Raw genomic sequence first — 16,239 nt, forward strand, 5'->3', positions numbered from 1 at the left:
GGCGGTCTTTAATTTCTCGCGCGATCGCCAACAACTGCTGTTGGTACTCGATCGCTTTGGCGTAGTCGCCTAGGGAATCGTAAGCAAGTCCCAGATTCCCCAGAGCCGCCCCCTCGCTTTGGCGGTCTTTAATTTCTCGCGCGATCGCCAACCACTGCTGTTGGTACTCGATCGCTTTGGCGTAGTCGCCCAGGTTACTGTAAGCAAGTCCCAGATTTCCCAGAGCTTTCCCCTCGCTTTGGCGGTCTTTAATTTCTCGCGCGATCGCCAACACCTGCTGTTGGTACTCGATCGCTTTGGCGTAGTCGCCCAGGTTACTGTAAGCAATTCCCAGATTTCCCAGAGCCGCCCCCTCGCTTTGACGGTCTTTAATTTCTCGAGCAATCGCCAACCACTGCTGTTGGTACTCGATGGCTTTGGCGTAGTCGCCCAGGGAAAAGTAAGCAAGTCCCAGATTTCCCAGAGCTTTCCCCTCGCTTTGGCGGTCTTTAATTTCTCGCGCGATCGCCAACACCTGCTGTTGGTACTCGATCGCTTTGGCGTAGTCGCCCAGGTAAAGGTAAGCAAGTCCCAGACTTCCCAGAGCCGCCCCTTCACCTTCGCGGTTTTTTATTTCTCGCGCGATCGCCAACAACTGCTGTTGGTACTCAATCGCTTTGGCGTAGTCGCCGAGGGAAAAGTAAGCATTTCCCAGATTTCCCAGAGCTTTCCCTTCACCTTGGCGGTCTTTAATTTCTCCATAAATTATTAGTGCCTGTTGCCAAGACTGCAATGCAGCTTGAAATTGACTAATCTGATACTGCTCAATCCCTTGGTCTAACAGTCGGTCTGCTTCGGCTTTCCGCTCAGCTTGCGTTTGAGCCAAGGCCTGAGAATTGATGATTTTAAATTGAGAGTTAGGGATAAATCGAAACTCACCTATAGTCAGCGCCGCTAAGATTGAGATCAGTCCCGACCATCCTATTTTTTGCAGTTTCATAACTTTTGAGTCGCCTCTGGTTTGAGTATCCGCTTGAGACATCAAGATATTGCTACTGCGATTTGCACGACGCGGCTAACAGTAACGCGAATGCGGGGAAAATTGCAGCAGCAAGGGTTAATCGTTCGAGATCGCCATCTCCGCATTTAATTCTTAACAAAGGTGTTTTTGCCTCCGCCTCCGATTTGTTTGGCTGCAACCCTCCAGCAGTATACCAAGCGACAGCCATTTGCATATACATAATGCTGTCTAATATTAAAGCTCTCATCGAATTGCATCAGAATTGTCTGTCTTGATTTTCCTCCCCCTATCTACAGCAACAAATTTGTAGCCGGAAAAGATATCATGAAGCGGTGCATCTATTTAGGACTAAACTCAATGGCTAACTCAACTCAAGAAACACCGCAACCCGACAAAAAAGAATTAACTGAGATCACAGCTAAACCTCAAGAACAACAAGAAGAACCGCCCAATAAAGGTGACGGGCGGAAATAGTCGATCGCCCGGAATGACAGGGCCGTAGAAGGTAAAGAAACCGGGTTTTTTGACTCTTATGGAAGGTTTTAAGCAAATATTGTGGTTAAAAAACCCGGTTTCTAGCTACCCGCGCGTCAAAGAAATAACTTGACAAATTATTCAGGTTGTGTATTGCCGTTGTTCGATCGTAACTTCGGCTTTTCCGGCTTCCCTCTGCGTCCATCCAAAGAAACCACATCAGCCTCAGAACTCTCCCTCGCCACCCGAATCAGCAAACCCGACAACAACAAACTCGCCAACATCGAAGAACCCCCGTAACTAAAAAACGGCAGCGGCAAACCCGTAGTCGGCAAAACCCCCGTCGCCACCCCAATATTCAGCAGCGACTGTCCCACCATCACCACCATCACCCCAATCGCCACCAACTGACTCTCACTATTTCGAGCCTTCATCGCTACCCTCAAAGCCACAGTAGAGTAAGCCGCCAACATCAGCAACAGCGAGAAACCTCCCACCAAACCAAACTCCTCAGCAAACACAGCAAAAATAAAATCGCTGTACTGAATCGGCAAATAAAATAACTTTTGCTGCGACATCCCCAAACCCACACCCCAAATGCCCCCAGAACCCACAGCCAGGAGACTTTGAATCAACTGATAGCCGTCTTGCATCGGATCAGCCCAAGGATTGAGGAAAGACATAATCCGGCGGCGCTGATATTCCCTCAAACTAATACTTAAAACCGCTAAAAGCATTCCCCCCATAGCCGTTGCGCCCAACTGCAAGTAAGGCAAGCCAGCAGCTAAAGCCACCAACCACAAAGTCATCCCGCACAAAGCCGTGGTACTTAAATTCGGCTGCAACAAAATTCCCAAAAGCATTGCACCGAAAATTAACAGCCAAGTTAAGCGAACTTTATTCGTCAACCGGTACCAGTTGCCGAAAATGCGGGCGCTTTGGAGAACAAAAAACGGCTTAATCAACTCCGAAGGTTGAATAATCGGAACCGGGCCCAGAGATATCCAGCGAGTCGCCCCGTTGATTGTGGTTCCCACCCCCGGAACTAAGGTCAGCCACAGTAATCCCAGCAGCAATAAAACGCCTAACTGAGATGTTTTCATGATGTAGCGCAGTGGGGAGTACACCATCAAGTTAAAACCGGCCAGCCCGATCGCCACTGCGACTAGCTGTCGTTTAAAATAATAAAGGCCGTCTCCAAATTCATAATTTGCAATGGGATAGGAAGCCGAAAACAAAGCTGTCAGCCCTACAAACAGCCACAGAAAAGTCAGCCACCTGAGCCACCGGGCCTCAGCGGCCCATTGAGACGCGCTGGGGTCAAAAAAGGGAATGAAGCGTCGAATGTCATTAGCCATAGGATTTTAGAATGATCTCAATAAACTCTAACAAAGATGGCTAAAGTACCAGATTGGTTAATTTACGCATTAATCTGCTCGCTGTTATATGGTTTGTGGGGATTTTTCGGTAATTTAGCGACTAAATATATTGACTACAAAACTGCTTTTGTTTATGAAGCAATTGGCGCTATTTTAACTACTTTATTTATTATTTTCCACACCAATAATTTGATTTTTGAGGGAGATGTTAGGGGAATTTTGTTTGCCATGTTAGTTGGCGTTTGTGGTACGGTGGCATCATTAGTATTTTTTATAGCCCTTGGTAAAGGTGAAGTTGCCAATGTAGTGAGTGTTACGTCTATCTACCCGCTGATTACTATATTATTATCGTCTTTATTCTTGAAAGAGGCTATTACATTACCACAAATGCTTGCTGTTTTGTTAGCGATAATTGCAGTTATACTTTCGGCTTATTGAAATATTTGTCAATGATTAGATTAACAACCCTGGACATTCTTCCTTCTACTATAACAACAAAAAAGAGGTCGATCGCGACCTCTTACCCCTCTACTAATCCAGCTTCGGCTCTTAAAGCAGACCCGTATTAGCTCCGGGCTTACCCGTAGCCAGTTGCACTTTAATAATTCTGCCGCCCATTTTCATAATTCTTTGCTGTTCCCGGAACCAGTTGTCGTAAGGAACGAGCTTAGTAAAATAGGTATTTTGCAATTCGCGCTGAGTGCGGATGCGAGTTTGACTTGGGACGCAAGCAGTCACCTTAAACATTCTCATGGGAAACAAACTCCTGAGTAGGTTTACAGATTATTAGATGGATTTTTTAAAGATTGAAGGCAGGGAGTTAGGAATCAAAACTAGCTCGTTAAAACTCGTCGGGCTTTCTCGACAAGCCTTTGACGGTCTAGCAATCACTCTCAACTTCCCTGACCTCTTTTCAAAGCCAAAGGTAACAAGTCCAAAGTAAAAAGTTAAAAGTTAAAAGAGGCAAGAAATAAATCTTCTTCCTTCTTCCGACTTCCATCGGACTGAAATCTGTTACATCCGTTACATCAGTTACATCCGTTACAGAATCCGTTGCCGAACTTCCTTCTTCCTTCTTCCTTCTTCCTGAGTCTTAGCTCAAGCCAGAGCAGATGTAGTCGAAATAGACGCCCATTTCTTTACCAGCGTCAGAACCGACCAAACCGGCGGTGACTTCTTTCATTGCTTGGATTGCTTGTACGGTAGAACCGATGGGCACGCCCAAGGAGTTGTAGGTTTCTTTCAAACCGTTGAGCACGCGCTCATCGAGGATGGAAGGGTCGCCAGCTAGCATAGCGTAGGTGGCATAGCGCAGGTAGTAGTCCAAGTCGCGGATGCAAGCTGCATAACGACGAGTGGTGTACATATTGCCGCCGGGACGAGTTACGTCAGAGTACAACAGAGACTTAGCAACTGCTTCTTTGACGATTGTGGCTGCATTAGCGCTGATGGCTGTAGCGGCGCGGACGCGCAGTTCGCCAGAAGCAAAGTAGTTCTTGAGCTTGTCTAGAGCGCTGATGTCCAGGTACTTACCTTGAACGTCAGAGGAATTGATAACGGCGGTAATTGCGTCTTGCATGGTTGTCTTGTTTCCTAGAAAGTGGCTGAGTCAGTCCAATTTTGGAGCTAGAATTTGGAATTTGGGATGTGGGATTTGAGATTTTTAACTGGCTGGTTATTTGCAAAAGCTTTTAACTTGTTGCCGGCAACCCCCAATTTTTCAATCTAAAATCGAAAACCTAAAATCGAAATTCCTTACTGCATCGCACCGATAACGTAGTCGAAGTAAGAGGAAGCTTCGGAAGCATCTTCTCCAGACAGCAGCGAACTTGCTGCATTTTTCATAGCGCGAACGCCTTCGGCGACGGCTTCAATCGGGGTGCCGAGAGATTTGTACATTTCGCGGACGCCGACAATACCGATTTCTTCGATCGGAGTAATGTCGCCAGCTACGATTCCGTAGGTAATCAAACGCAGGTAGTAGTCCATGTCGCGCAAGCAAGTTGCGGTCATTTCTTCGCCGTAAGCGTTGCCGCCGGGAGAAACAATATCAGGGCGCTTTTGGAAAAGTTGGTCGCCTGCTTGCTTGACGATGCGTTCGCGGGATTCGCTCAAAATTTGGGCGATACGGACGCGGCGTTCACCAGAGGTGACGAAGCTTTTGATCCGATCTAATTCACCTGGGCTCAAGTAGCGAGCTTCGGCGTCTGCGTTGACGATTGATTTGGTGACGATACTCATCTTGTGTGTACCCGCTGGATATTTTGCTATATGAACTGCTCCGCGCTGAGCTAGCGACGGCGGGCGCTTGCATCCCTTACCTTTCATGCTCAGGCAGGAGCTTTGACTCCGAAGGTCGGACTTTCCACAATCAGCAACTGTTGAAGTTGTTGGGGGGCGGCTGCCTTCAGTGTTTGACGGCGCTTGTTCTTCACGCCGGTGCGCTTGTGAGTGCCCGCACTAAGCCTGTCGCTTACAATACCATAAATGACTGATGCGATCTTTAATTTATGATAAAGATTGCAGCAGGCCACTTAGTGGCGATCGAGTGACTGTCGGACAGTTAGTAAGGATATTGCTCCTCGGACGCAACTACCTCTCGCAAGTATTTTGAGGCATTATGTTCACATTCTGAGTGTTACTGTAATAGTTTGTAACATTCCTTTTCATATTTGGGCCCTCGCTTGGGTCGGAAAAGTTAAAATTTCACAGAAAAAAAATTGCTAAAATTATCTTGCAGCAATGGTTACAGGCGATTCATGCCTCGCGAGGGATCTGTGACGGGCGAGGGCGCGAGGTTCAAAGGCTTGGGCCTGAGAGGGAGGGAAGCGGGAGAGGGGGAGAGAGGCGGGGAGAGGTGCGATCGTCTCACATCTTGCACCATTCTCAATAAGTCTTGGACGGGCGGACTGCCGGGTGAGTGGGAGGACTGGCGGACTAAAAGCTTAAGTTGACACCCATGACTCCTGCCCAACCCCTACTACCCACAATAAAACTCACTCTTTGTGTTTGTGCAACAGGCCCTCGGCCCTGTTCTCAAGCGCGATGCCAGATATCAGATCATCGGAAATCGTGACTTTCGAGCTTGTAGCTAGATTTGACTCTCACTTTTAATCTGGTGCGCCGTGAAAAGAAATCTATCAGCCCTTAAAAAAGCTTTGCAGTTTGGGATTAGCGGTGCTGTCGGCGGTTTCGTCGGCAATCTAATCACCGAACCTTTCATGCAGCGACTCCCTAATTCGGAATCTTTTTTTGACAGTGTATTGTCTACAGGCCGCTGGTTTGGATTGGAGCGACTCCCTGATTCGGCATCTTTTTTTGACAGTGTATTTTCTACCGCTCGCTGGTTTGGATTGGTAGGCTGTGGCATTGCTACGGCTATCATGTTCGGATATTATTACTATATCAAAGGCAAGCCTCAAATTAAACAGGCTTTAAAAAATGGCGGATTGTTTGGTTTAATTGCAGGAGCCATTTCTGGGGCGATCGCCGAAGGTATTTACAGCGGAATTGGCGACGGAAACAACGAATTATTGCGAGTACTTTGCTGGGGAATAGCTGGCAGTTTGTTAGGACTGGGACTTGCACAGCGGATTCCTAATTTGGGAGCGCTTCGCGGCGCGGGAGGTGGCGGTGTTGGAGGTGTTTTGGGCGGCTGTTTGTTTATTCTGTTTGCTTACAATCTATCCGGTACCGCGGGCCGTTTAGCTGGCTGTGCTGCGATCGGTTTTTGGATTGGAATCATGCTAGTTGTAGCTGAAACTTTGTTCAACAAAGCTTGGCTGGTAATTAGTTACGATACCGGAGCAAATCGCACTCTCACTCTGGGCTCGGAACCAGTGACTTTTGGCAGTGATGAAAATTTGTCTATTATCTGCATTCCTAATGTTTCACCCTTGGCAATGCGGTTTCAATTGGAAGCAGGTAATATTGTTTGCGAGAATCTTGATAGCGGGGCGGTGAGTTATTTGCGATCGGGCGACCAAAAGAGAATCGGCAACTGTACAATTACAGTAGGAAACTCTGACTTGCCAGCCCCAACACCGGCAAATATTCCGCCTACCTTTATATCAAATCAGCCCGCAGTAAATTCTTTTACTAGCAGCCAATTATCTCTAAAATTAGGCAGTCGAGTTATTCCTCTGAGTGCGGGAACTCAACTATTCACCTCTGACATACCGAGTTTAACAGCCGCAGGATCTAACGGTCTGGTAGCTATAGTCACTTCTCGATCGAGAAACGAGCTTTCGTTAGGATTGACCAATTTGTGCGATCGCGCTTGGTGGGCTACCGACATTCAAGGTGATATAAAAATGGTAGAACCTGAAAGTACCCTGACTTTGGCGTTGGGAACTCAAATCGAATTCGGTGAAATTGACGGCGAAATTGTGTAAGTAAGTAGGTAGGTACAAACTCATCGAATAACATCATTTACAATAAGCTTTTCATGGGCGGGCAGGATGCCAACCCCACAAAAAAAATTACTCTTTGTGGAACGGGCATCTTGCCCGTTCTTAACAATAATTCAAGCAGAACTGCTGCTAACTCCATTAATTACCGCCGCACCAATCAAATGAGCCAAACGCAAAGCTTCAGGAACTTTCCCAGTGTCTGTCAAACGCTGGAGCACCCTCGCTATTACTTCGGGCTGTTCGCCGCACACTTGAAAAAAGAAAGGTTCAAAAGCGTGAATTTTCCCGGCGCCGCGCAACAATTCTAAACGGTACTCTGCATCGGGTAAATGGCGGAGGGCTTTTTCAACAGCAGCTAAATCTGGTTGGCGACGCATGACAGCAACGCAAGGAATTTGCAGCCGCGATGCTAACTCGGGAAGGTCAATAATATTGAAGCCGCCGAAAGCAATTCCGTCTAGCAAAACCAGATGCAATTGCGGCAAAAATTTGCCTCCGAGGAGTAGCGCAGAAATAGCATCCGTGGCATCTAATCCGTCGGGGAGGACTTGTCCCCACACCATTCCTTCAAATCGAGTTCCCCCGCAGACTATGCCCGCGATCGACACCAGACTGCCGCTGGTTCGAGAAAACGGAGCGTCGTCAAAGCCAATAACCTTAATTGTGCGATCGAGCCTGAGCAAATCTGCCAGTTTCAACTTGTGGAGTTCCCTAAACTAAAGTTTTTGATCTTAGCTTGTGTTTTACATAGTATCATATACGTTAAATAGCTCATTACTAAAAAGGTTTTAGACAAGTGGCAAAAAAATACGTAGCAGCGATCGACCAAGGCACCACCAGCACCCGATTTATCGTATTCGATCGCCTGGGACAGAGAATTTGCAGCAACCAACAAGAACACCAGCAACTCTATCCGCAACCGGGATGGGTGGAACACAATCCCGAGGAAATTTGGCAGCGCACCCAAAGCGTGATTAAAAATGCCCTTGAAATGGGCAATATCGACCCTAAAGATATTGCAGCACTCGGTATTACCAACCAGCGCGAAACTACAATTATTTGGGACAGAAAAACTGGCAAACCTTACGGCAATGCCATTGTTTGGCAAGATACCCGCACTCGCTTCCTTTGCGATCAATTAGCTGAAGTTGAGGGCAAAGATCGATTTCAAAAACGATGCGGTTTGCCGCTGACAACTTATTTCAGCGGGCCGAAAATTAAGTGGATGCTGGACAATATTCCAGGATTGCGGGAAGCTGCAAATCGAGGGGATGCGATTTTTGGCAATGTCGATACTTTTCTGATTTGGCACCTGACTGGCGGCGTGCACATTACCGATGTTACCAACGCCAGCCGCACGATGCTGATGGATTTGCAAACCCTTGATTGGGATGCGGAAACTTTGGAAATAATGGCAATTCCCCGCCAGATGCTACCAGAAATTCGCCCTTCGAGTCAAGTTTTTGGAACTGCAAAAGGATTGCTTGCAGGCGTTCCGATTGCTGCTGCTTTGGGGGATCAGCAGGCCGCCCTCGTCGGGCAAACTTGTTTCAGTCCCGGAGAGGCAAAAAATACTTACGGTACGGGCTGTTTTATGCTGCTGAATACTGGTGAGGCGATCGTCCGTTCAAAAAACGGGTTGCTGACAACAGTCGCCTACAAGATGGGGGAATCCCCCGCTGTGTATGCTTTAGAAGGCAGTATTGCCCTCGCCGGAGCTTTAGTGCAGTGGCTGCGGGACAATTTGGGCATCATCAACACATCTGCGGAAGTAGAAACATTAGCAAATACAGTTGAAGATAGCGGCGGAGTTTACGTTGTCCCGGCATTTTCTGGACTCTACGCACCCTATTGGAAAGACAGCGCCCGGGGAGTAATTGCAGGTTTAACTCGCTACGTGACTAAGGCACACATTGCCCGCGCAGTATTGGAAGCTACCGCGTGGCAAACGCGAGAAGTATTGGAGGCGATGAATCAGGATTCTGCTGTGCAGCTTTTGTCTTTAAAAGTAGACGGAGGAATGGTGGGAAATCACACGCTGATGCAGTTTCAGAGCGATGTTTTGGGAGTGCCTGTGATGCGGCCTGTGGTAGCAGAAACTACTGCACTCGGTGTGGCTTATGCGGCCGGTTTGGCGGTGGGTTTTTGGAGTCAGCTAGCCGAATTGCGGGAGAATTGGGCGGTGGATTGTACTTGGGAACCGAAAATGCCGATCGCACTTCGCGAGCAAAAATATCGCTTTTGGAAAAAAGCTGTTTCCCGCACCTTCGATTGGGAAGAATAAATCGCTGAGTTAACCCCAAAATCTGTATTTAGTGATATCATTAAATCCAGCACTATTTTTCAACTTGCAAATAAATGATTTCGCTAAAGAACTTAAAAAAAAATCTCACCGCCTTTGTATTGATACTGACACTGGCATTTGTAGAAATAGCTGCTAATTCCCAAATGGCGATCGCAGATACAACTACAAATCCCACAACCGCCGCCGAAGTCTTCAGCGCCAACTGTGCAGGCTGTCACATCAACGGCAGCAACATTATCAGGCGCGGCAAAAACTTGAAACAAAAAGCATTAAAAAAATACGGTATGGATTCCATCGACAACATTTCCAACTTAGTAACCAACGGCAAAGGTATTATGCCCGCTTACAAAGATCGTTTGTCGGAACAACAAATTATCGATGTTTCAGCTTACGTGTTATCCCAAGCTGAAACCGATTGGAAATAAACCAGACTATCTACATTGTAAGACCAGGTTTAGCGCCTAACTTCAGCAAACCAAGCCGAGGTATAATGTAGGGGCAGGTTTAGCGCGTAACTTGGTCATAGATGAATAATTTTTATACAAAACCTGCCTGCTTCTTGTCTTCTATTGTTCATCTCTTAATAATCTCAATACAAACCAGCTCTTTTTTCTGTTTTTTTGTAAAAAATGTAATTTTTTGGAGGTATTGAAAGTTGAAAAAATATTTTTGGCGTAGATTTTTAACTATTATTAGCTTGTGCTTGTATCTAATCTTAGCTGTCAGCCCGCCCGCTTTCGCCTCGATTCACAAATATCCAGAAACTGCCGAGACAGTAATGTTCCGATCCGTACAAAGCCTGCGTGATACAGATGACAAAGCATGGCAAGTTGTTTTGTACAAGCGAGTAAAGTCGGGAGTAGTAAAGTCTTTAAATCTGAGATTAGTAGGATTTCCCGGAACAGAATTGCAGCACCCGGTTCCGCTGAAAGTTGTGGCGGGGCAGCGCGAAGTTGGCAATGCTAATGATATTTGGAACGAGTCGGATTTGCCAATTAATGTCGGAGAATACGATTTCAAATCAATAATTACACAAGTGGAAAGTAATCGACCTTTGCTGTTGAGTTTGCCCGTGAAAAATCAAAAAGAAACAGAATTGCTGGTTCCTCCTTTTGCTGTCAGAGAATGGCGGCTGTTGTTAGATAGAAACTAAATATACCAAGTTAAGCGCACTCTACATTTAAAATCCATACAATTTGCAATGTTACAAATCGCTATGTTTAAATTCTGCCTTAAGGTAGATTTAACGTAGTTGAAGGATAATGTTGTCTGACAAAAACTCAAGATACCAATTTAATCGCACTCTACATTTAAAATAGCTACAGTTTCATCAATGTATCAAAAATAACTTTATTTACATAGACCTTAAGGTAGATTTAACCTATTTGAAGGGTAATTATGAAACAAACTAAAAGCTGAGTTAGTCAGGTGACAAAACTTCAGTGTTTTAACGTAGGTGTATTCAGGGTAAATCTACTATGACTTTAATCAGTAAAATTGTCCGAAAAGCATTGGCAACAGGTTACTTAACGGTTGAGGCCGAAGAACAGTTGCGACAGCAGTTGCAGATGACTAAGTACGGTTTAGAAGATTTTGAGGCTTTTATTAATTTGCAAAAAGAGGTGATGGAGGGTAGGGTGAAACAGCAAGCTTTGGAATTGTTACGATCGAGCAAATGTTCTGCGACGGCTTGAACCCAGTTCGATCGACCTTTTGGAGAAATGGGATAAAAAAGTGACAGCATCTTCTATTTTTATCCCTAATTAGAATTTTCAGGCGCGATAAAACTTGACAAAACTACAACAATCCGCAATAATAGTAGATTGTCTGTCTAAATCCGGCTCGGATCAGGTTAAGACATTCCAAAAGCTGGAGAGCAGTCAGCAGTCAAAAGTCCACAACGACCAATGACCAAAGACTCATCAGCTACCTGTACGGCAATCTCAACAACCATCCCATGACTTACGCAATCATTGAAACCGGCGGCAAACAATTTCGGGTAGAACCAGGCCGCTTCTACGACATCGAACTGCTTCACGTTGAAGCTGAATCCAAAGTCACCATAGACAAAGTATTTCTGATCCAGCACGAAGGCGAGGTTCATATCGGCCAGCCTCTACTAGAAAATGCCACAGTAGAAGGAACGGTTCTACGGCATTTCCGGGGCCGCAAAGTCCTCGTCTACAAGATGAAGCCGAAAAAGAAAACTCGGAAGAAAAAAGGGCACCGTCAAGAAACAACTCGCTTTATGATTGACTCGATTAGCGTCAACGGTACAGTCTTGGCCGCCAGAGACTTAACTCAAGCAGTTGTGGAAACCCCCCAAACCGCCGAAACTGATTCAGAATAAAACATAGTAAATACAGTTGAGGATATTATGGCCCACAAGAAAGGTACAGGCAGTACACGTAACGGACGCGACTCTAATTCTCAGCGTCTGGGTGTCAAAAAGTACGGCGGTCAAGTTGTCAAAGCTGGCAACATTTTGATCCGTCAACGCGGCACTAAAGTTCACCCTGGTAATAATGTTGGTATCGGCAGAGATGATACTCTGTTTGCCATGATTGACGGTGTGGTGACTTTTGAAAGAAAAGGCAAAACTCGCAAGAAAGTCAGCATTTATCCTGTTGTAGCAGCACCTGTGGCTGAAGCTGCGGCTGAAGCTGTCGCTGTTTAATTGTGAGATTTTGCGGCGTTGCTTAAGTTTCTTTTGTTTGTCTCAAAGTCTAGATCCCCCCTAGCCCCCCTTAATAAGGGGGGGACAAGATTTTTCTCAAAGTCCCTGTTAATTAACGGGATTTAGGGCAAGATTTTTCTCAAAGTCCCTGTTAATTAACCGGGATTTAGGGGGACAAGATTCTTCTCAAAGTCCCCCTTATTAAGGGGGATTTAGGGGGATCTAGACTTGACTGAAAGCGACATTCCTAGGTTCTGCCAATTGGTGACAATTTAAGGCTTAATTTGTCACCAATTTGTGGCTAGCCTCCTCCGACAATTGTGACAACTTCTAAGATGTCACCCTCTTGCATCTGTGTAGTTTCCCAAAATTGTTTGTGCAGAATTTCCCCGTTGTACTCCACAGCCACCAAACGGGGGTTTAATCCCAATTGTTCTAGTAATTTTGGTAACGGTGTGTCGATCGCACAATTGCGGGTTTCTCCGTTAACTTGCAGCGCAATTTGATTTATCATAAGTAAAATATCAGTTTTCAGGGCGGGTTTGGTAACAAAATTATATTTTATGCACAGATTTCCTGTGCTAAACCCGCCCTACAAATCTCCAATCAACCTAGCTTTTTCCGTGCAAAGCTTTTTGAGCTTTTAGATTCTGCATCCGAATCAACTGCGAGATGAAAAACTGCGTGACTAAAGTAGGCTGTTCTGCTTCCATAATCGCGCGTACTATGGCAACCCTTTGAGCTCCGGCATTCAATATTTCATCGAGGTTGTTGATATCAATTCCGCCGATCGCAAACCACGGAATCGGCGACTTATCAGCAGCATACCGCACATAGTCCAAACCCGCCGCGTGTTTATCAGGTTTAGTAGGAGTGTGGTAAACCGGCCCAACTCCAATGTAGTCGGCTCCCTCTTCAATAGCTCGCTGCATTTCCTCGCCATTCGTAGTAGAACGACCGATGATGCGTCCGGGGCCGAGCAACTTGCGCGCTTCCGCCACAGGCCAATCTCCCTGCCCTAAGTGTACGCCGTCGGCATCCGCTGCAATCGCCAAATCCACGCGATCGTTCACAATTAGCAAAGCATCGTAGCGGTGACAAAGTTCGCAAAGCTGGCGCGCGTTAGCCAGCTTTGCGCCGTCGTCTGAGCTTTTGTCGCGGTACTGCACCAAAGTCAGTCCGCCTTGCAAAGCAGCTTCCACGACTCCCATCAAGTTGTCTCTCGGCGAAGTTACAAGGTATAACTGCGATCGAAGTAACTGCTGGTAGCGCCGGTAAGCCAGCAAATTGCTTTCGAGAGTATAAACCCGATAGCGCATCTGCTTAAAAGCAGCCCCCATATTCGGATCGTAAATTTTGCCATACTCTTCGAGTACCCGCAGAGCTTCTTCCACCCTACAGAAATTCGCCTCCAGTAGCTGCTGAATGCTCGAACGCTGCTCTTCCTGCGGGTGAGTCAACTCCGTACCCGGATCAGCCGGCGTATCCCTAGCGCTGCGAAGTTCTGCAACGTGCCAACCAGCCAATTCTTGACGCAGTTGCTTGCACTCGCCTGCTAAATCCGCGCTGTTGAGACCAAACCTGCACCATTCTTCAATAATTCTCAACCCTTCGCGCGATCGATCTAAATTTGCATCTAAAATCCGGCAGAGGGCTGGCTGTGCCGGTAAAGTTCTGTTTTGTTTGTCGGTCATTCACAACCACCCTAATTATAATTAATCCTACCAGTCAAACCGCTACCTTGTCCCACGCTGTCAAGATTGTGGCAAAGCAGGCGGCTTAATTTTGGCATAAACCAATGTAAATTCGACAATAATTTTTTAAGTTTTATTGAATTTGATGAAAACAAAGCATAATAGATCAAACTTGATGAGAGTGGAATCGTTAAACTGCATACCACACTTCGGAGGAGAGCCGTGAGGTTAGCAGAACAACACAAAAGATTAACAGAAGAAAACCCCAGCAGGCGGGTGAAATCTAAGTTCGATCGCGAAAACCCGACACCGAATTCGGGAAGCGGAACTCGGATCGCAAATCAGTGGGGTTTATTTATGCTCCTAAATTCTCAATATAGCGAGTGCAAAGAAAAGCGATCGCAAAAATCTTGTTTGAGTTCTTGCCTTCTGCTCGTTTTTGCGATGACCGCCTTTTGCAACCCTCAACCGTCAGTTATCGCTGCCGGGATACCCGGAGTGCAGCTACTTTCTCAGACCCTGGAGAGCGAGATTAACATACTGTACGTCAGCTCGACAGGGGGCAGCGACACGGGGGGCAACGGCAGCGATCGAGCTCCGTTTAAAACCCTTACCTACGCCTTAAGCGTGGCCCCGCCCAAGACAGCGATTTTGCTAGCGCCCGGTACTTACAGCGAGCAAACCGGCGAAAAATTTCCGTTAATGCTCAGGCCCAGCGTGACAGTTCAGGGAAATCCCAACACTCGCGGTCAGAATATTGTCATCAAAGGCGGAGGATACTTTATCAGTCCGACTTCGGCGGGTCAAAATATTGCGATTTTAGGCGCAGATGGGGCGGGACTCAGCGGGGTGACGGTGACGAATACCAACTATCGCGGTTACGCTTTGTGGATCGAATCGAGTTCTCCAACGGTTGTCAACAATACTTTTTCTGGCAGCACTCACGACGGCATTTCGGTAGTGGGTACTTCCAGGCCGACGATTGGCGGGAATGTTTTCTCGAACAATGGAGCTAACGGCATTACTATTTTTGGCACTTCCCAGCCGGAAGTTCGAGATAATGTGTTTGAAAACACGGGATTTGGGGTGAATGTAGCGCAGAACGCTTCGCCTCTGCTCATCGGTAACAAAATTACTCGCAATAAGGACGGCGTAGTGGTGCAAGCTAATGCTAGGCCGGTGCTGCGTAACAATTATATCGAGAGTAACCGCCGCGACGGAATTGTGGCGATATCGAGAGCTCTGCCGGATTTGGGAACTGCGGCCGAACCGGGGGGCAATGTCATTCGCAACAACGGTCAGTATGATGTGAACAATGCGGCAAAAGGTCAAGTAATCCCAGCTTACGGGAATCAATTGTCGAGCAGCCGGACGACGGGCTCGGTTGACGTGGCGGGAACTTTTACCCCTCCACCAATGGGGGGAAGTGCTTTGCAGCTAACGACCGATCGACCTCCCAGCATCGGCGGCCCCGACACTTCTCTCCCTGCTTACACTCCCGGTCGGCTAAGTCCCAGAGTTGAAAGAGCGCCAATTTCGCCACCTGCGCCCGTTTCCAGGCGGCCGGTGCAAAATCTATCGGCACCCTCAAGCGCTCAGTTGCGGCAAGAGCTTTCTGGGAGGAATGCCGCTGCTTCATCGGTAGTCCCAGGGGCGATCGCAATTCCTGTGCCCGATCCGAATTATCGATCGGTTTCGGAAATTTCGGTACAGCAACCAATTATTCCTCCCAATTTTGATAGTTCGAGTTCGGTTGCTTCCGAGGGTAGATTACCGGTTCCTGGTCGCAACATTCCTATCGGAAGGGGCGGTTATGTACCTGCACCTTTGGGGGGGAATTCTTTGCCCGATGCCGGGGATAATTCGCCGTCATTCGATCTACCGTCTGCTTTGGGTTTGCGCTATCGAGTTGTGGTGGATGCCAACAGTTGGGGCGATCGACAAAAAATGCAATCCCTCGTTCCCGGTGCTTTTCGCAGTTTTGCCAGCGGGCGACCAGTGATGCAAGCCGGTGCTTTTCGGGAACGCGAAAAAGCTGAGGAATTGGTACAAATGCTCAGCGCTAACGGTTTGAATGCTCGAATTGAAGAAATTAAATGAAATGGTCAGTAGTCATTAGTCAGTAGTCAGTAGTCAGTAGTCAGTAGTCATTAGTCATTAGTCAGTAGTCAGTAGTCATTAGTCATTAGTCAGTAGTCATTAGACCTCTTTCAAAAATAACTAGGGCTTGCTGAAAAAGTAAGAAAACAGGATTTAGAAAGATGAATGAACTCGCGAGTCCCTTGATACTATAAGCTT

18 protein-coding genes are annotated in these 16,239 nt (G+C 46.9%); 10 read left to right on the forward strand and 8 right to left on the reverse strand.

Going from position 1 to position 16,239, the window contains the following annotated elements; all coding sequences use genetic code 11:
* Positions 1 to 979 (reverse strand): tetratricopeptide repeat protein (locus tag QUB06_RS22750; protein ID WP_333437202.1); only part of this gene is annotated, 979 nt, incomplete at its 3' end.
* Positions 980 to 1,000: 21 nt separating this feature from the next.
* Between QUB06_RS22750 and QUB06_RS22755 the strand changes: the two genes are divergently transcribed.
* Positions 1,001 to 1,129 (forward strand): helix-turn-helix domain-containing protein, encoded by a 129-nt coding sequence (locus tag QUB06_RS22755; RefSeq protein WP_333437203.1) that lies wholly within the window; start codon positions 1,001 to 1,003, stop codon positions 1,127 to 1,129.
* Between the two features lie 482 nt (positions 1,130 to 1,611).
* On the opposite strand, the gene QUB06_RS22760 is transcribed toward QUB06_RS22755, so the two are convergent.
* On the reverse strand, positions 1,612 to 2,832 hold the full coding sequence (locus QUB06_RS22760; RefSeq protein WP_333437204.1) for an FtsW/RodA/SpoVE family cell cycle protein: 1,221 nt from the start codon (positions 2,830 to 2,832) through the stop codon (positions 1,612 to 1,614).
* Between the two features lie 36 nt (positions 2,833 to 2,868).
* Between QUB06_RS22760 and QUB06_RS22765 the strand changes: the two genes are divergently transcribed.
* Positions 2,869 to 3,291 carry an EamA family transporter gene (locus QUB06_RS22765; RefSeq protein WP_333437205.1) on the forward strand — a complete coding sequence of 141 codons (423 nt, stop codon included), beginning with the start codon at positions 2,869 to 2,871 and terminating at the stop codon, positions 3,289 to 3,291.
* A 111-nt stretch (positions 3,292 to 3,402) separates the two neighbouring features.
* Here QUB06_RS22765 and QUB06_RS22770 read toward each other — a convergent pair whose 3' ends face one another.
* The 3 genes from QUB06_RS22770 to apcA all read right to left on the reverse strand — a co-directional run bounded on the left by QUB06_RS22770 (position 3,403) and on the right by apcA (position 5,094).
* Positions 3,403 to 3,606 (reverse strand): phycobilisome linker polypeptide, encoded by a 204-nt coding sequence (locus QUB06_RS22770; protein WP_006634929.1) that lies wholly within the window; start codon positions 3,604 to 3,606, stop codon positions 3,403 to 3,405.
* A gap of 340 nt (positions 3,607 to 3,946) precedes the next feature.
* A complete protein-coding gene (apcB, locus tag QUB06_RS22775; RefSeq protein ID WP_006634930.1) occupies positions 3,947 to 4,432 on the reverse strand; it encodes an allophycocyanin subunit beta in 486 nt (161 codons plus the stop codon).
* A 176-nt stretch (positions 4,433 to 4,608) separates the two neighbouring features.
* A complete protein-coding gene (gene apcA / locus QUB06_RS22780) occupies positions 4,609 to 5,094 on the reverse strand; it encodes an allophycocyanin subunit alpha (protein WP_333036136.1) in 486 nt (161 codons plus the stop codon).
* An 884-nt stretch (positions 5,095 to 5,978) separates the two neighbouring features.
* Here apcA and QUB06_RS22785 point away from each other — a divergent pair.
* Positions 5,979 to 7,247: an FHA domain-containing protein gene (locus QUB06_RS22785; RefSeq protein WP_333437206.1), complete on the forward strand. Its 1,269-nt coding sequence runs from the start codon at positions 5,979 to 5,981 to the stop codon at positions 7,245 to 7,247.
* A gap of 131 nt (positions 7,248 to 7,378) precedes the next feature.
* Here QUB06_RS22785 and QUB06_RS22790 read toward each other — a convergent pair whose 3' ends face one another.
* Positions 7,379 to 7,963 carry an endonuclease dU gene (locus QUB06_RS22790; protein ID WP_333437207.1) on the reverse strand — a complete coding sequence of 195 codons (585 nt, stop codon included), beginning with the start codon at positions 7,961 to 7,963 and terminating at the stop codon, positions 7,379 to 7,381.
* Between the two features lie 98 nt (positions 7,964 to 8,061).
* On the opposite strand from QUB06_RS22790, the gene glpK reads away from it, so the two are divergent.
* The 6 genes from glpK to rpmA all read left to right on the forward strand — a co-directional run bounded on the left by glpK (position 8,062) and on the right by rpmA (position 12,247).
* The gene (glpK, locus tag QUB06_RS22795) at positions 8,062 to 9,549 is read left to right on the forward strand and encodes a glycerol kinase GlpK (protein WP_333437208.1); all 1,488 of its coding nucleotides are present in this window, start codon (positions 8,062 to 8,064) and stop codon (positions 9,547 to 9,549) included.
* 74 nt (positions 9,550 to 9,623) lie between these two features.
* On the forward strand, positions 9,624 to 9,995 hold the full coding sequence (locus tag QUB06_RS22800) for a c-type cytochrome (protein ID WP_333437209.1): 372 nt from the start codon (positions 9,624 to 9,626) through the stop codon (positions 9,993 to 9,995).
* Between the two features lie 230 nt (positions 9,996 to 10,225).
* Complete coding sequence (locus QUB06_RS22805; RefSeq protein WP_333437210.1) at positions 10,226 to 10,723, forward strand: DUF3122 domain-containing protein; 498 nt, start codon at positions 10,226 to 10,228, stop codon at positions 10,721 to 10,723.
* Positions 10,724 to 11,048: 325 nt separating this feature from the next.
* Complete coding sequence (locus tag QUB06_RS22810) at positions 11,049 to 11,264, forward strand: hypothetical protein (protein ID WP_333437211.1); 216 nt, start codon at positions 11,049 to 11,051, stop codon at positions 11,262 to 11,264.
* A gap of 263 nt (positions 11,265 to 11,527) precedes the next feature.
* Complete coding sequence (gene rplU / locus QUB06_RS22815; RefSeq protein ID WP_333036112.1) at positions 11,528 to 11,920, forward strand: 50S ribosomal protein L21; 393 nt, start codon at positions 11,528 to 11,530, stop codon at positions 11,918 to 11,920.
* A gap of 27 nt (positions 11,921 to 11,947) precedes the next feature.
* Positions 11,948 to 12,247: a 50S ribosomal protein L27 gene (rpmA, locus tag QUB06_RS22820; RefSeq protein WP_333437212.1), complete on the forward strand. Its 300-nt coding sequence runs from the start codon at positions 11,948 to 11,950 to the stop codon at positions 12,245 to 12,247.
* Between the two features lie 301 nt (positions 12,248 to 12,548).
* On the opposite strand, the gene thiS is transcribed toward rpmA, so the two are convergent.
* Both thiS and QUB06_RS22830 read right to left on the reverse strand, forming a co-directional pair.
* The gene (gene thiS, locus QUB06_RS22825) at positions 12,549 to 12,761 is read right to left on the reverse strand and encodes a sulfur carrier protein ThiS (protein ID WP_015176890.1); all 213 of its coding nucleotides are present in this window, start codon (positions 12,759 to 12,761) and stop codon (positions 12,549 to 12,551) included.
* A gap of 97 nt (positions 12,762 to 12,858) precedes the next feature.
* Positions 12,859 to 13,941: a thiamine phosphate synthase gene (locus QUB06_RS22830; protein WP_333437213.1), complete on the reverse strand. Its 1,083-nt coding sequence runs from the start codon at positions 13,939 to 13,941 to the stop codon at positions 12,859 to 12,861.
* Between the two features lie 222 nt (positions 13,942 to 14,163).
* Between QUB06_RS22830 and QUB06_RS22835 the strand changes: the two genes are divergently transcribed.
* Positions 14,164 to 16,041 (forward strand): DUF1565 domain-containing protein, encoded by a 1,878-nt coding sequence (locus QUB06_RS22835; protein WP_333437214.1) that lies wholly within the window; start codon positions 14,164 to 14,166, stop codon positions 16,039 to 16,041.
* Positions 16,042 to 16,239: the final 198 nt, after the last annotated feature.

The organism is Microcoleus sp. D2_18a_D3 (assembly GCF_036702455.1).
Taxonomy (GTDB): Bacteria; Cyanobacteriota; Cyanobacteriia; order Cyanobacteriales; family Microcoleaceae; genus Microcoleus.

Excerpts from the sequence above, each read along its gene's own strand:
- QUB06_RS22760 (WP_333437204.1), bottom strand. The coding sequence starts at position 2,832 with ATGGCTAATGACATTCGACGCTTCATTCCCTTTTTTGACCCCAGCGCG.
- QUB06_RS22765 (WP_333437205.1), top strand. The coding sequence starts at position 2,869 with ATGGCTAAAGTACCAGATTGGTTAATTTACGCATTAATCTGCTCGCTG.
- QUB06_RS22770 (WP_006634929.1), bottom strand. The coding sequence starts at position 3,606 with ATGAGAATGTTTAAGGTGACTGCTTGCGTCCCAAGTCAAACTCGCATC.
- apcB (WP_006634930.1), bottom strand. The coding sequence starts at position 4,432 with ATGCAAGACGCAATTACCGCCGTTATCAATTCCTCTGACGTTCAAGGT.
- apcA (WP_333036136.1), bottom strand. The coding sequence starts at position 5,094 with ATGAGTATCGTCACCAAATCAATCGTCAACGCAGACGCCGAAGCTCGC.
- QUB06_RS22800 (WP_333437209.1), top strand. The coding sequence starts at position 9,624 with ATGATTTCGCTAAAGAACTTAAAAAAAAATCTCACCGCCTTTGTATTG.
- QUB06_RS22810 (WP_333437211.1), top strand. The coding sequence starts at position 11,049 with ATGACTTTAATCAGTAAAATTGTCCGAAAAGCATTGGCAACAGGTTAC.
- rplU (WP_333036112.1), top strand. The coding sequence starts at position 11,528 with ATGACTTACGCAATCATTGAAACCGGCGGCAAACAATTTCGGGTAGAA.
- rpmA (WP_333437212.1), top strand. The coding sequence starts at position 11,948 with ATGGCCCACAAGAAAGGTACAGGCAGTACACGTAACGGACGCGACTCT.
- thiS (WP_015176890.1), bottom strand. The coding sequence starts at position 12,761 with ATGATAAATCAAATTGCGCTGCAAGTTAACGGAGAAACCCGCAATTGT.
- QUB06_RS22830 (WP_333437213.1), bottom strand. The coding sequence starts at position 13,941 with ATGACCGACAAACAAAACAGAACTTTACCGGCACAGCCAGCCCTCTGC.